The 13,929-nt window shown below is 38.9% G+C and carries 16 protein-coding genes; 15 read left to right on the top strand and 1 reads right to left on the bottom strand.

Translation table 11 applies throughout. The features are described 5' to 3' along the window. Positions 1-95: 95 nt before the first annotated feature. From BS1321_RS02890 to BS1321_RS02865, 6 genes are all read left to right on the top strand, one after another. Positions 96-1,151, top strand: a complete 1,056-nt coding sequence (locus BS1321_RS02890; protein WP_174524184.1) for a YeeE/YedE family protein — start codon at positions 96-98, stop codon at positions 1,149-1,151. A 41-nt stretch (positions 1,152-1,192) separates the two neighbouring features. Further along, on the top strand, positions 1,193-1,420 hold the full coding sequence (locus BS1321_RS02885; RefSeq protein WP_048685981.1) for a sulfurtransferase TusA family protein: 228 nt from the start codon (positions 1,193-1,195) through the stop codon (positions 1,418-1,420). A 128-nt stretch (positions 1,421-1,548) separates the two neighbouring features. Next, the gene (locus BS1321_RS02880; protein ID WP_063234660.1) at positions 1,549-1,854 is read left to right on the top strand and encodes a DUF3219 family protein; all 306 of its coding nucleotides are present in this window, start codon (positions 1,549-1,551) and stop codon (positions 1,852-1,854) included. A gap of 80 nt (positions 1,855-1,934) precedes the next feature. Then, positions 1,935-2,363 (top strand): DUF2621 domain-containing protein, encoded by a 429-nt coding sequence (locus tag BS1321_RS02875; RefSeq protein ID WP_063234661.1) that lies wholly within the window; start codon positions 1,935-1,937, stop codon positions 2,361-2,363. Between the two features lie 162 nt (positions 2,364-2,525). After that, the gene (locus tag BS1321_RS02870; RefSeq protein ID WP_063234662.1) at positions 2,526-3,671 is read left to right on the top strand and encodes an exonuclease SbcCD subunit D; all 1,146 of its coding nucleotides are present in this window, start codon (positions 2,526-2,528) and stop codon (positions 3,669-3,671) included. Continuing rightward, positions 3,668-6,799 (top strand): AAA family ATPase, encoded by a 3,132-nt coding sequence (locus tag BS1321_RS02865; protein ID WP_063234663.1) that lies wholly within the window; start codon positions 3,668-3,670, stop codon positions 6,797-6,799. The genes BS1321_RS02870 and BS1321_RS02865 overlap by 4 nt, the downstream gene beginning before the upstream one ends. Before the next feature lie 64 nt (positions 6,800-6,863). Here the strand turns inward: BS1321_RS02865 and BS1321_RS02860 are convergent, their stop codons facing one another. Continuing rightward, a complete protein-coding gene (locus tag BS1321_RS02860) occupies positions 6,864-7,271 on the bottom strand; it encodes an Hsp20 family protein (RefSeq protein WP_063234664.1) in 408 nt (135 codons plus the stop codon). Between the two features lie 462 nt (positions 7,272-7,733). On the opposite strand from BS1321_RS02860, the gene BS1321_RS02855 reads away from it, so the two are divergent. The 9 genes from BS1321_RS02855 (at position 7,734) to BS1321_RS28680 (ending at position 13,701) form a co-directional block, all read left to right on the top strand. After that, the gene (locus tag BS1321_RS02855; protein WP_063234665.1) at positions 7,734-8,537 is read left to right on the top strand and encodes an enoyl-CoA hydratase/isomerase family protein; all 804 of its coding nucleotides are present in this window, start codon (positions 7,734-7,736) and stop codon (positions 8,535-8,537) included. A 95-nt stretch (positions 8,538-8,632) separates the two neighbouring features. Further along, a complete protein-coding gene (locus BS1321_RS02850; protein WP_174524185.1) occupies positions 8,633-9,061 on the top strand; it encodes an acyl-CoA thioesterase in 429 nt (142 codons plus the stop codon). A 96-nt stretch (positions 9,062-9,157) separates the two neighbouring features. Continuing rightward, a complete protein-coding gene (locus BS1321_RS02845) occupies positions 9,158-10,039 on the top strand; it encodes a PaaX family transcriptional regulator (protein WP_063234666.1) in 882 nt (293 codons plus the stop codon). Positions 10,040-10,247: 208 nt separating this feature from the next. Continuing rightward, complete coding sequence (locus BS1321_RS02840) at positions 10,248-11,237, top strand: MBL fold metallo-hydrolase (protein ID WP_063234667.1); 990 nt, start codon at positions 10,248-10,250, stop codon at positions 11,235-11,237. 150 nt (positions 11,238-11,387) lie between these two features. Next, the gene (locus BS1321_RS02835) at positions 11,388-12,326 is read left to right on the top strand and encodes a Phenylacetic acid catabolic protein (protein ID WP_069981740.1); all 939 of its coding nucleotides are present in this window, start codon (positions 11,388-11,390) and stop codon (positions 12,324-12,326) included. Next, entirely contained in the window at positions 12,327-12,653 is a 327-nt protein-coding gene (locus BS1321_RS02830; RefSeq protein WP_230161747.1) for a metal-sulfur cluster assembly factor, read from the top strand. After that, positions 12,650-12,880, top strand: a complete 231-nt coding sequence (locus tag BS1321_RS02825; protein ID WP_063234668.1) for a hypothetical protein — start codon at positions 12,650-12,652, stop codon at positions 12,878-12,880. The genes BS1321_RS02830 and BS1321_RS02825 overlap by 4 nt, the downstream gene beginning before the upstream one ends. Before the next feature lies 1 nt (position 12,881). Continuing rightward, entirely contained in the window at positions 12,882-13,532 is a 651-nt protein-coding gene (locus tag BS1321_RS02820) for a Phenylacetic acid catabolic protein (protein ID WP_063234669.1), read from the top strand. Further along, a complete protein-coding gene (locus tag BS1321_RS28680; protein ID WP_081113005.1) occupies positions 13,522-13,701 on the top strand; it encodes a PaaD-like zinc ribbon domain-containing protein in 180 nt (59 codons plus the stop codon). Before BS1321_RS02820 ends, BS1321_RS28680 begins: the two co-directional genes overlap by 11 nt. The last annotated feature ends 228 nt before the right edge of the window (positions 13,702-13,929 follow it).

Genomic DNA, 13,929 nt, shown 5'->3' with positions numbered 1-13,929 from the left:
TGGAGAATAAAAAAATTAACCCGAAAACCTAGTAATTTCATCCGGATTATATTATATTAGTATTGTTATTATTTTACTAAAGGAGGAAACGGTTCATGTTACAAATGATTGTGTTCGGGATTATTTGTGGTTTACTGCTGGGATTTGTGCTTCAAAGAGGCCGTTTCTGTGTTGTTGGTGCATATCGTGATTTGATTTTAGCTAAAGATGGACGGATGTTCTTAGCTACATTTATTGTTATAGCGATACAAAGTATTGGTGTTTATGCATTAAATGATACAGGGGTCATTCAGTTTGGAAATGATGGTTTTCCATGGTTGGGAACAATCGTCGGTGGTTTTATTTTTGGTATTGGTATGGTTCTGGCAGGAGGATGTGCCACTGGAACATGGTATCGTGCCGGAGAGGGCATGATCGGAAGTTGGGTTGCCCTTTTTGGATATATGCTAGGGGCAGCCATGACGAAATATGGTGTATGGAAAGTGGCTGGAGATAATCTGTTATCTTATCGTACAAGTGATACGTATATTCATCAAACATTAAATGTTTCGCCATGGGTGCTTGTGGTTATTGTGACACTATTGGTTGGCATATTGGTGCTTCGTGAATTGAGAAAACCAAAACTTCCAATCTTTAAAATGAAACCGAAAAAAACGGGATTGGCCCACATCTTATTCGAGAAACGCTGGCATCCCTTTGTTACAGCATTATTGGTGGGGATTATTGCAATCATGGCATGGCCGCTAAGTGCAATGACAGGCAGAATGTTCGGACTTGGAATCACAGCGCCTTCCGCGAACATTCTAACTTTCCTTATAACAGGAGAGGATGCGTTAATCGATTGGGGTACGTTTTTAGTATTGGGTATTTTCCTTGGTGCTTTCATTGCCGCCAAATGGAGCGGGGAATTCCGTTGGCGTTTGCCTGATATGAAAACGTTACGTAACAATGCAATTGGCGGTGTAACCATGGGATTCGGTGCAAGTGTTGCCGGGGGATGCACAATCGGAAATGGGCTGGTGAATTCGGCGCTATTTGCTTGGCAGGGTTGGATCGCAATTGTCTTTTTCCTGCTGGGTACATGGGTAGCAACTTATTTCATGATTATCCGTAAGCAAAAGCAGACAGCGGCTGCATCCAAAGCGGCTTAAAGTACGAGACAAAAATTTTTTAATCAAGGAGTGTAATATAAATGGCAAAAGTATTGGAAACGACCGGAATGGTATGTCCATTCCCTTTAGTGGAAGCAAAAGAAGCGATAGTGGACATGGCAAAAGGAGAAGAATTGATCATTAATTTCGATTGTACACAAGCAACGGAGAGCATTCCGCGTTGGGCTGCTACCGAAGGTCATGAAATCACGGAGTTTGAGCAAATCGATGACGCTAAATGGCGTATAATCGTGAAAAAGGGAAAGTAAATTGATTTGAAGAAAACGTGCTCGGGTTTCCTATGCACGTTTTTTTATTTTTTTAAGGTTGAATAATTGGCGCTGAAAGTATCTAGTGATAACATGTCTTTAACCACTTTTTTAAGGAGATGTTGATAATGGTAGATGAGGTCATTTTAAACGATGTTCCACTGCAGGTTACTGATTTTCTTTCTGAAACTGTAAAGGATTCTGAAGGTAAGGAAGTCAGAAAAGTCAGTTTCAATTTCAAGGTTACACATAGTGAATATCATGATATTACAACACTGCTTTATCAAATGGTATTTGATTTAAAAATTCCACAGTCAAACGAGGAGTTTCGAGCAGAGATCTTTAACTATGCAACTTCGGTCACGAATCTCTATGAAGAAAATGCGGTGGGGGATTTTTCGCTCGTCTTGCTGGAAGTGAACGGTCAGGAATGATTGCATTGCCAGTCTTGTAAAGATATGGGTTACTGTCTATAATAATAGTGACGATCATTCTATACATATGAGGTGGTACTTTGCTTAGTGGATGGTTTTTATGGTTTATTCTATTTTGGGTAGCCCTTTTAATTATATTAATGAGCATAGGTGGCTTTTTCATGTTTCGAAAGTTCCTAAAAAGATTTCCCAAAGAAGATGGGAAATCCGATATGGATTGGGAAGAATACTATTTGGACCAAACAAAGCACTTATGGTCAAAGCAGCAAAAGGAATTACTTGAAGATTTAGTGAGCCCTGTGCCAGAACTTTTTCGTGATGTTGCACGTCATAAAATCGCGGGAAAAATCGGCGAGTTGGCGTTAAAGGAAAAATCGGGCGATATTACGGAAGATTTAGTGATACGCGGCTATATCATAGCCACACCAAAGCGTGACCATAAATTTTTACAAAAAAAATTAGCTGAAAGAAAGGTGAATATGAGTCCATATGAACACTTATTCAGCTAATGAGGAAAAAAGCAGACTCTTTTGGAGTTTGCTTTTTTTATTCTGAATAATTCAAAAGAGTGGGGCAGTGTGGTAAAAATTAGAACGTTTGTACCCAAACCATGCTATTCGTTAAATTTTTGATATAATAATAGTAAGTAAAAATTAGGACGGAGTGAAACTATGAAATTTATCCATACGGCTGATTGGCATTTAGGGAAAATCGTTCACGGGGTACATATGACAGATGACCAAAGGCATGCACTCTTGCAATTCATAGAAATTGTCGAAGAGGAAAAGCCGGATGCGGTTGTGATTGCCGGTGATCTATATGATCGTTCCGTTCCGCCGACTGAAGCGGTAGAGCTTCTTGATGAAATCCTTTATACGATTAATGTGAAAATGAATACACCGATCGTTGCGATATCGGGAAACCATGATTCTGCGGAAAGGCTTGCATTCGGTTCATCATGGTATCGTCATAGTCAGTTATACATTCATGGGAAATTGACAAAAACATGTGAGCCGGTTCGCATCAAAGGCGTAAACTTTTATTGTGTTCCATATGCAGAACCTGGGACGGTCCGCCATCTTTTTGAAGATGATAGTATCCATTCACATCAAGCAGCGATGAAGCGGATAACAGGAACGATTGCCGAAAATTTCAATAAGGATGAGCCGAATGTCTTCGTAGGACATGCTTTTGTATTAGGCGGAAAAACGAGCGATTCAGAAAGGGTCTTGTCGGTAGGTGGTTCTGGCTGTGTTTCATCCGACTTATTTGATGCGTTCGATTATACGGCACTTGGACATTTACATAGTCCAGACGCGATACGTCATCCAAAGGTGTTTTACTCTGGATCACTATTAAAATATTCTTTTTCTGAGGCCAAGCAGAATAAGTCGCTTTCCATCGTCGATATGCAAGAAGATGGAAGCTTTGATATACGCTATCGTTCTTTGGCACCCAAGTTCGATATGAGGGAAATATCAGGAGTTATGGAAGAGTTACTCGATCCCGCTTTCTATCAATCGCAAAAAAGGGATGATTATTTGAAAATAACACTAAATGATGAGGGGGCACTCATCGATCCTATTAACCGCCTGCGCCAGATTTATCCGAACGTACTACATCTAGAGCGAAAATGGGATTTGGCCGACCTTAGAAGAAAAAAATCCTTCTCTTCTGTAAAAGATGAACGGAAATCAGAATTGGACCTGTTTGAAACGTTTTATCAAGAAATGACAGATCGGGACTTTGATTCTCAAAAGCAGGATTTGATGGTTTCGGTAATTGAGGCTGTTAAGAAAGAGGAGGCTTTGAAATGAGACCGGATATTTTAACGATGCAGGCATTCGGACCATATGCAGGAAGGGAAACCATTGACTTTAATTCCCTTGGAGAACGGACCATGTTTGTCATTTCTGGAAAGACAGGCGCAGGGAAAACAACGATATTTGATGGGATTAGTTTTGCGATATATGGAAAAGCCAGCGGTGAAGATCGAAGCGGGCAAGATTTGCGAAGTCAGTTTGCCGAAGATGATATGTTGACGGAAGTCTCGTTACAATTTACCCTGCGTGGAAAAACGTATTTGGTGACCCGATCGCCGCAGCAGGAACGCAAGAAAAAAGCAGGTGAAGGAACAACAACGGTTGGAGCAAAGGCTGAATTATATGAGATATTGGCCGAAGGGGAAAAATTGCTGGGTGCAAATGTACGGGAAGTTGAAGAAAAAATCAAAGTACTCATTGGACTTGATGCGAATCAATTCCGGCAAATCTTGATGATTCCACAGAATGAATTCCGAAAACTGTTAACTTCTGACAGCAAGGATAAAGAACAGATTCTCCAGAAATTATTCCATACTGAACTTTATAAACGAATAGAAGAAAAATTAAAAGAAGAGGCTTCCATCCTAAGAAAGAAAAGTGAAAAAAGTGCTCAGAGGCGAATTGAATTAATGAAAGGCATCCAGGCTGGCAATCATGAAGAATTGCAGGCACAATTACAAGGGGAAGAGCCTAATGAACAGCAGGTCTTACCATTGTTACAGGAAGTCATTTTGCAAGCGGCAGAAAAAAATGAGTATATAAATAAACATATACAGGAAAAGCAGAAAGCTCGTGATCAAGTAAACCAAGAACTTTCAAAAGCTGTCGATTTATTAAATCGATTTTCGGAAAAAGAAAAACTGCGAAAAGAAAAGGAGGCCCTTGAAGCAAAGCTGCCAGAAATGGAACTAGTGAAAGTCCAAATAAAAATGGCACACAAAGCGGCTTCGCTTGAAAAGCAGGAACAATACTATTTGAGAATTGGCAAACAAGTACAAGATGCGAATGCCGAACTTCAAAAGTTAAGTGAGCAGTCCGAGAAGTTACGGACTGAGCGCATTGAGAAGCAGGATTCCTATGATAAGGAAATGTTGAAGGAAAATCAAAGAGAGCAGGCAGTCAGAACTGTTCATCAACTTGAGCAGGTAAAAGAGGCTGTCATGACTTTTGCAAGCTTAAAAGCACAGGTTACTTTAGATGAAAAAGAGTGGCAAACTAGTAAACGACTTCGTGAAAAAACTGTTTTGGAACATCTGTCGATTGAAGCGGAATCAGAGAAAGTTGCTCAAGAAAAAACAGAAGCGGAAAAAGCGGCAGTTCTTTATCGTGATCAGGAAATTGAAGCAGAAAGAAATAATCAATCGTTATCGAAAATTAAAAAGCTTCAAGATGTTCTTTATGAAATCCAGAATACGAAACGAGTTCTGGATGAAAAGAATAATCGATTCCAAGAGTTAAAAAGAATACAAATTCAGGACAAGGAGAAACTGGAAACCCTGAACCGAAACTGGCGATCAGGCCAAGCGGGTATGCTTGCTTCCATGCTGCACTCTGGAGAAAATTGTCCTGTGTGCGGTTCGCAAAGTCATCCAAAGCCAGCACAAATGCATGAGCATATGCCGACGGATTTGGAACTGAAAGAGCAAGAAAACAAGCTGAAAACTGCAGAACAACAAAAAAGCCAAGCTGAAAGTGAATATTATCAAGCGAAATCAAAATATGATGCACTGGTAGAGTCTTCACAAGAAAAGCTTAGTGACTTACAAAATGACATGCCGGAGTTTAGGTATGAAGATATTGATGAGCATTTGCTTCAGTTTGTACAAAAAGGAAAAGTGCTTCAAGAGCAGCTAAAAGAATTGATGAGGAAAAAATCTGTATTCAATGATCTGGAAAAAAGGTTGCTGGATTTAAAAGAGAAAGCATCCCAGCTTAAGGAAAATCTGATCTCTTTAGAAAGAAAAGAGGACCAAGGGAAAACCAGGTATATTGAAAACTCTACAAAACTAACAGGATTAACCGATTCCCTGCCAGACGGAATACGGACAGAGGAAGAATATAATGCAGCTTATCAAATGGCTGTAAAAACACAGAAACGCTTACAATTGGCCTTGGAAGATGCACAAAAAAACCTTCAACTGGTGAAGGAAAGAGAATCGGCCATCATTGCAAAAAAAGAATCCCTAAGTGGAAATATAGAGGCTTTAAATAAAGAATTGAAAGAGGAACGGGAAAAGTTAATTACGGATATGACCAATCAAGGTTTTTCCAATTATAAAGAATATACGGCAGCAAAAAAATCGGAAGCGGCTCTTGGAAATTTGGAGGACCAAGTTCAGCAGTATAATCAAAATTGGCAAAGTGTTTTAAGTCTGTTTCATGATTTGGAAATGAAATTAAAAGATGTGACAAAACCGGATCTTGAAGGATTGAAAAAGACTTTCGATTTCATAGATGAAGAATTGGAGTCGTTACGCCAAAATCAGAATGAATTACAGGCTGAAAAGCGGACTAACGAAGAAATCGAAAGGAAATTGGCGCAAATCAGGGAAGATCAGAAAAGTTTGGATGAAAGGTACAGTATCGTCGGTCATCTGTCTGAGATTTCCAAAGGTCAAAACTCCTTCAAAATAACTTTTGAACGATATGTACTGGCTGCCTTTTTAGATGATATCCTAAAAGAAGCCAATTCAAGGCTGCTGAAAATGACAAGCGGTAGATATCAGCTGTTGCGAAAGCTTGATCCTACACGCAGGAATATCCAGAGCGGTTTGGAGTTATCTGTGTATGACCAATATACAGGACATGAGAGGCATGTCAAAACCCTTTCGGGAGGCGAGAGCTTTAAGGCCTCCCTTGCACTTGCTTTGGGTCTTGCGGATGTTGTCCAGCAGAATGCTGGCGGAATTTCACTCGAAACGATGTTCATCGATGAAGGTTTCGGTACGCTCGACCCTGAATCTCTTGATCATGCGATTGAAGCATTAATGGATATACAAAGCACAGGAAGATTGGTCGGGATAATTTCCCATGTCCCGGAATTGAAAGAACGAATCGATGCACAGCTTCAAGTCATTTCGACACAAAATGGAAGTCGAACGTCCTTTTATTTTGCTGGATAATCAAGAACAAAGAATGGCTAAGGGGGAAGTGGGTCCCTAGGCCATTCTTTTTTTTATGAACGAACTACTCAATGTTAATATCTTCAGCTGTTTTTCCGGGGGAAAACTTATGGATGCGAATCACCAATATCGGATTCAAGAATTCAGCGGAAATTCTTCGTGAGCAAATCGAAAAGGGGAAAGGGATCTTTCTCTGTGTGGGTAGTGTATCTTCTTTTTTTTCAAGAAAATGCTTATCAGTATCGTCAACGATGATCGATAGCTCATTATCACATAGGCAAACTTTTATATCTTTCACATCATGATTTTCCAAAACCGCTTCCACCATATACTCATCGTCACTTTCGTATATATCAATTGAAAAAAGTTGATGATCCAACGCACAAGTTTCCGGATCCAGAAAAAAACTTTTTACCCATTCATCAAACTTTTCAACCTCATTCATTTGCGATCCATGTTGATTGTCTTGCATGTTGATACCCCCGGTTTTCCTTTGATGTATTATATGTTAGAGCATGAAGAATGGTGATTGAAAAAGTGGTTCAAAAAATGTAAAAAGCAACCAAAGACTTTAGAAAAGTAATCAAAGCAAAGAAACGACGGGTGTGTGGGTATTAAAGGGAATTAAAAAGTTGAAGTAAGTTAATAAAAGTGATGACCAATTCTATATGAGTTGGTCATTTCTTTATAATCGATCATGTTGATCTATTAAGCTCGTATACTACCATCTATATCTTAATATTCGAAACCAGTTTTTTACTACTGTCAAAATGAACAATCCATATCATTGTTAATACATTACAAATGTCATATTAAATGTAATTTTTAAATAATTTACCAAAAATAATTGCAATTCTGAAAATTTAGTAGTATATTATGTAATATAAACGGAAGGAAATAAAACGTAATATAAAAATCAGAGGAGTGTTGATGAATGAGTACAGCAGTCGAAACGAAGCAAACGCTTACAATCCAAAAAAACAAAGAAACTGGAGTAGCGGAGGTACATCTTCATATTAATAAGACTAATGCCTATTCGCTTGATTTTTACAAAGAATTAAATGCTGCAATTGATGATATTCGTTTTGATCCAGATATGAAAGTAGCTGTATTAATGAGCGATATGCCTAAATTTTTCTCGGTCGGAGCGGATATTAACTTCCTCAAAGCTGCTGATCCGGTTTTTAAAACACAATTCTGCTTATTCTGTAATGAAACTCTTGATAAAATTGCCCGTTCACCGCAAATCTGGATTGCATGCTTGGAAGGTCACACAGTAGGTGGGGGACTGGAAATGGCGATGGGTTGTGATCTTCGCTTTATGGGTGATAAAGCTGGGAAAATCGGTTTACCGGAAGTTAACCTTGGGGTCCTTGCAGGTACAGGGGGTACACAACGTATGGCTAGATTAGTTGGTCACTCCAAGGCAATCGACCTGAATATTACAGGGGAGTCTATTTCACCTCAGGAAGCTAAGGAAATACGATTGGTGGATCGGGTTTTCCCACAAAATGAAATACGTGAAAAAACATTGGAATATGCCAAAAATGTCGCAAGTAAAGCTAGTTATGCAGTAACCAATATTAAACTATCGATAATGAATGGTAAAGAAATGCCTTTAAACGCGGCGATCCGTTATGAAGGGGAAATACAGAATCTTTTATTCCGCTCTGAAGATGCTAAAGAAGGTTTAGCTTCCTTCCTTGAAAAGCGTGAACCACAGTGGAAAGGAAAATGATTGAATTGTCCTTTTAAAAGTAAAAAAGCAATATCGGTTCCTGCCGATATTGCTTTTTTTACTACGAATGCTACTGGGAGGATGGTGTATATATAATGGAAGAAACTCATTTGAAAAGGCGCGTGAACGAAACGAAATTTCAAATTCAATGGGGTGATACAGACCGGGCAGGAATTGTCTATTATCCGAATTATTATAAATGGTTCGATCTAGCGGGTCATAATTTTTTTCGTTCTATAGATATGAGCCCTAAATATCTGGAAGAAGAGAAGGGAATCATCATTCCATTACTCGAAGCGAAGTGTACTTTTGAAAAACCGCTATACTATGACGATGAAGTGACAGTATACACTCATGTGAATGAGGTGAAAACAAAGACCATTCATTTTCATCATGAAGTTTATTGTGGGGAAAAAAGGACCGGGTATGGTTATGAAATTCGCGCTTGGACTTCCATCGAGGATGATGGGTTTAAGGCTGTACCAATTCCAGAAAATATAAAAAGAATATTAAAGGTTATATAATGATATGAAAGGGTGATTATCTGCAACAAGTTTGAAAATTGAGCCAATTTAGATTACATTAAGAAGAAAAGGCTTTATGAGAACAGGAGAATCAACATGAAACCAAGGTCATTATTGTATACTCTTTTTGGTGATTTCGTCCAATTCTACGGAGGGGAAGTATGGATGGGGACACTAATTAAAATGATGGGGCATTTTGGTGTTTCTGAATCATCTGTGCGTGGAGCTATTCTGCGTCTCGTTCAACAGGATTTAATTACTGGGCGGAAAATAGGCAATAAAAGTTATTATTCATTAACCCAAAAAGGGAAACGCAATATGGATGATGGTGTCAAACGTGTTTATACGATCCGGAATAATCATTGGGATGGTTTGTGGAGAGTGGTTACATACTCCATCCCTGAGGAGAAGCGAGTGCTGAGGAATCAAGTGCGTAAGGAATTAAGCTGGACAGGTTTCGGACTTTTGTCCAATAGTATTTGGGTCAGTCCTAATCCATTGGAAAAACAGGTTCTGACCTTGATGGATACATATGATTTAAAGGACTACCTGATTATTTTCAGTTCTAGTCAAGTGATCACCCACTCAAATGAAGAGATTTTACGTGCTTGTTGGAATTTAAATGAAATAAACAAAAACTATTTAACTTTCATCCAGCAATATGAAACGAAGCTTCAGGACATGCAGCAGGCTGTATGGGATGATAGCATTTCAAATGAAGAATGTTTTTATGAACGAACCCGGCTTGTTCACGAATATAGGAAGTTCCTTTTCCTGGATCCTGGTTTCCCGCTAGATTTATTACCTGAAGACTGGCATGGGATCAAGGCTAGGGAGCTATTTTGGAATATTCATCAGCTTACCTCGGTCAAAGCAGTGAAATATTTTGAATCGATCATGGAATATCCTCCTGATAAAGCGGGATTCGTAAATCGTGAGAAAGCAATTAACCCATTTTCAGAAATCTATCATGATTAAGAGGAGGTTTTATGCAAAAAATCCATCACCCATGTCATGTTGGATCGTTTGGAAGAGCTGAATGGCATGGATTATGAGTAATATGTGATTAATAAAGGGAAGTACTACTAAGGCTATGGAATCAAAAGCGTATGAGCTAACAATTGAAACACGGATAGAAAGGAAGCATTGCTTGCCTTTCAACAATGACTGAATCCAGTTTTAGGGAGTGATAACCATTTCTGAGCCATCAGGGAACTATCAACAAATAACGGATTATTTAATTCGCATAGGCATACCTGTTCCATTCCCCATGAAGCATGTTTATTGTTATTTATTTCGAATGAAAGAAGAAATCGTACTGGTGGATGTTGGTTTTCCAACAGAGGTCGCTAAGAAGTATTGGGAAAAAGTTCTTCAGGAGTTGTCCATTAATCCAACAGATATATCAAAGATTATCCTGACCCATTTTCATCCCGACCATACTGGATTAATCGACTGGATGCAGCAAAGAACCGGTGCACGTGTTTATATGAGTAATGTGGAAGCCAAGATGATTAGAACTGTGTTTGGGGGTAATACAAAACAGGCTGAAGCAACATATGACTTATTTGGTAAACATGCTGTTCCAGAGCCTTTGTTGACGAAAGTGAAAGAGAATGTAATGTTTCTTTCAAATAAAGTGAATCCACTTCCTAAAATTGAGGATTTTGAAGATACATATTTAGAAACTCCTGGTGGAAGATGGAGCGTCAAAACCTATAGTGGTCATGCAGAGGGACATCTATGTTTTTATCAGGAAACCCAGAAAATCATGTTAATAGGCGATGTCGTCTTGAATAAGATCACTCCGAATATTAGTCTATGGCCCAATTCCGATCAAAATCCTCTAAAAAGTTACTTTTCAACTTTAGATCAACTAGTTGAAAAGGATGTGAGCATTGCATACCCTGCCCATGGAACACCAATAGAAAATCTTGCCCAGCGGGCTAAGGAAATCATTGAACATCATAATGAACGTTTAGCGATCATTTTAACCATTCTGGAATCAAAGAAAGTGGCGTACGATATTACGGAAAAGCTTTTTCAACATAAGAAGTTAACTGATCATCAATGGAGATTCGCCATTGCAGAAACGTTAGCACATCTGGAATATTTAGTCGAACAAAAAAGAATTCAAAAAATCTCGGATGGCCGAATGTTTCGATATGAGTTATAAACAAATAAAGCGAGATGCCCTATAGTGCATCTCGTTTTATTTGTTTTCTGAAAAAACTGATAAAGTGTTGACTAACCAGATAAAGTAAATTATTATATTACTTATATAAGACGGTGGTTTAAAAAACATAATACGATAGGAGAGGGAGAAATGACAGAATCTTCAAATGATTTAATGAGCAAGGTCCAAGCCGGTTTTGTGGTGGAGAGAGTTGAAGATATGGATGAAAATTATAAAAAGGCATTGAAACAAACTTTGATGATCGTTGGGGATACAGAATTATTAAGTGTCCCGCCACTTTTGACTGTTTATAAAGATGCCCCAAATTTAAATTATAAAATTACGGCACTTGCAGTGATGCAGGATGAAATCGGCCATGCGCATATTGCCTACAGGTTATTAAAGGATTTAGGGGAAGATGTTCAATACATGTTGTATGAGCGTCCATCAAATAGATGGAAGAATCCATATGCTTTTGATTTTAAATTGGATAACTGGGTCGAGCTAGGAGTATTCAATGGCTTATTTGATCGAGCAGGATACAGCTTATTGGGAGATGCACACCAACATACGTCATATGGTCCTTGGAAACGGGCATTGGTCAAAGTTGATAAAGAGGAACTGTTTCATTTAAGAAACGGTGAAATCATAATGAAAGCAGCCATGAAAAATCCAGAAACGGCTAAGCAGGTTCAAGAAGCGATTGATTGGATGTTTATCATGTCCCTCGAATTCTTCGGTGTAGCCGATAACTTAAAAAGCAGGTCATCCCAGTTGGATTACAAATTGAAAGGAAAAACGAATGATGAATTAAGGCAGAAATGGTTGTCAACAGCTGTTCCTTTCTGTGAATCTCTTGGACTTGAAATCCCGGCCAGATACAATGCAGAGACTGGGAAGTATGAATTGAAAGTCCCCTTCCCGTGTAAATTCGATGAGGAAAACAAACGGTGGAAATATGATGAACCCGATACTTGGGATAATGTCATCAAGCGTTTTAAGCAGCGTGGTCCGCAAAATCAGGAGTTTGTTAACCGAATCCAAAAGGGGCATCAGTTACTTGAAGCCTATCGAAATGAGGCGATCTAGATGGGTGGGATGTTATATAAGGATCCCGTTCTAATCCTTGCGTTACAAGAAGTAGCTGATCCAGAATTTCCGATTAGCATCGTCGATATGGGATTGATTTATGGCGTTGAAAAACAAGGGAATACAGCATATGTAACAATGACATATACTTCAACAGGATGCGGATGCATGCAGTGGATTGAAAGCGATATCAAAAAAAGACTGCTACAAGAAGAAAGTGTTCATGAAGTGGAAATTGAGGTGGTTTGGAGTCCTGCATGGACGGTCGACCAAATGAGTGAAGCAGGCAGGCAGAAATTAAAAACCTGGGGGGTTAGTTCAAAATGAGTGATAGTAAAGTCCAAAACTATGAATATGATGTGCTTTCCCGAATCAATCGTGGTGACGATTTAATGCATATTGGAACCGTTGAGGCCAATAGTGATGAGTTGGCACGTGTTTATGCCCGGTATATTTATGATGAAGAAAAATGGGTGGAAATGTATATAGTCAAACGGGAAAACATGATTTGCATTAGAGAAGTAGAACCATTTTTTAAGAAAAGGGTGGTTTAATATGATGAATTCCACAAAGGTCAACGCTGAATTGATTACTCTAATAGAAACAATTGCTGATAATAAGTTCATTCTAGGGGATCGACTTGTAGAGGTCGGTGTCAGTGGGCCAAATTTAGAAGGAACACTTGCTGCAATTGCAATGGCCCAGTCAGAGCTAGGGCATGCACGTCTTCTCTATAACTGGGGAGCGAGTTTGAAAAGTGGTAAAGGGAACAAGAAGGATGTGAAGGAACAAACGGGAAAAGCGTTTGATAGCATCGTTCAAATCGAAGAGTGGATCGCACTGATAGCAGGTCTCTATTCCATGAACACGGCGCTTTGCACTTTAATAGCTTCATTGACCAGTCATCAAAAAGGCAGTGAAATTGAGCTGCAATTCAATAAATTGGCAAGAGAACAGGAAGAGCATATTTTGTACTCGAAAAACTGGGCACTCAAGTTATTGAATGATGGAGGATCGATACCTGTTCGATTCGGGAGGGCTTTTAAACACTGTGAACGTGAAGTCATTACTTGGCTGAAACAAGTTGAAGACAATCGCGTTCTTATTGAACATGATATTCTTCCTGTAAATAGTAATCTAGTCGATTCTTATATGGAAGCTTTGATCCCGAGTTTAAGGAATGAGGGGATAATAAATGCTCTGTGAAAAGGAAAATCCATCTTGCCCATTTTGTGATGGAAAAAATGTTGAATTATATTCATCTTTTGGTACTGCACAGCTTGTTAGGCAATACTATTGCCAAAATTGTAAAACTGTATTTGAAAGTATACGTTGGAAAAGTTCTCCTTCTACTGTTCAACCTCATGAAAACTAAATGGTAGGGATCAGTAATCTTGCTTTATTATAAGATAAGAATGAGTTGAGAGCGGTTACTAAACGAAAAGAGCAATTGTCACAAGGGTATTTGTAAATCAAGGTCGCTTAGTGTTTCCCAATGAACGGCCACTTTCCACCAAAAAATCTTTGTGGAAGTGTGGGAGATTAATCAGGTAATGTAATGGTATCCATATTCTTGCATGAATACAGAAGGTGGTTTGTCTCA

This window comes from Peribacillus simplex NBRC 15720 = DSM 1321 (genome assembly GCF_002243645.1).
Classification (GTDB): Bacteria; Bacillota; Bacilli; order Bacillales; family DSM-1321; genus Peribacillus; species Peribacillus simplex.
The sequence above is the reverse complement of the archived record's forward strand: the minus strand, read 5'-3'. Positions and strand labels throughout refer to the sequence as shown.

Bases quoted from the DNA above. Each gene is read 5' to 3' on its own strand.
- BS1321_RS02890 (WP_174524184.1), top strand. From the start codon at position 96: ATGTTACAAATGATTGTGTTCGGGATTATTTGTGGTTTACTGCTGGGA.
- BS1321_RS02885 (WP_048685981.1), top strand. From the start codon at position 1,193: ATGGCAAAAGTATTGGAAACGACCGGAATGGTATGTCCATTCCCTTTA.
- BS1321_RS02880 (WP_063234660.1), top strand. From the start codon at position 1,549: ATGGTAGATGAGGTCATTTTAAACGATGTTCCACTGCAGGTTACTGAT.
- BS1321_RS02870 (WP_063234662.1), top strand. From the start codon at position 2,526: ATGAAATTTATCCATACGGCTGATTGGCATTTAGGGAAAATCGTTCAC.
- BS1321_RS02865 (WP_063234663.1), top strand. From the start codon at position 3,668: ATGAGACCGGATATTTTAACGATGCAGGCATTCGGACCATATGCAGGA.
- BS1321_RS02860 (WP_063234664.1), bottom strand. From the start codon at position 7,271: ATGCAAGACAATCAACATGGATCGCAAATGAATGAGGTTGAAAAGTTT.
- BS1321_RS02855 (WP_063234665.1), top strand. From the start codon at position 7,734: ATGAGTACAGCAGTCGAAACGAAGCAAACGCTTACAATCCAAAAAAAC.
- BS1321_RS02850 (WP_174524185.1), top strand. From the start codon at position 8,633: ATGGAAGAAACTCATTTGAAAAGGCGCGTGAACGAAACGAAATTTCAA.
- BS1321_RS02845 (WP_063234666.1), top strand. From the start codon at position 9,158: ATGAAACCAAGGTCATTATTGTATACTCTTTTTGGTGATTTCGTCCAA.
- BS1321_RS02835 (WP_069981740.1), top strand. From the start codon at position 11,388: ATGACAGAATCTTCAAATGATTTAATGAGCAAGGTCCAAGCCGGTTTT.
- BS1321_RS02830 (WP_230161747.1), top strand. From the start codon at position 12,327: ATGGGTGGGATGTTATATAAGGATCCCGTTCTAATCCTTGCGTTACAA.
- BS1321_RS02825 (WP_063234668.1), top strand. From the start codon at position 12,650: ATGAGTGATAGTAAAGTCCAAAACTATGAATATGATGTGCTTTCCCGA.
- BS1321_RS02820 (WP_063234669.1), top strand. From the start codon at position 12,882: ATGATGAATTCCACAAAGGTCAACGCTGAATTGATTACTCTAATAGAA.
- BS1321_RS28680 (WP_081113005.1), top strand. From the start codon at position 13,522: ATGCTCTGTGAAAAGGAAAATCCATCTTGCCCATTTTGTGATGGAAAA.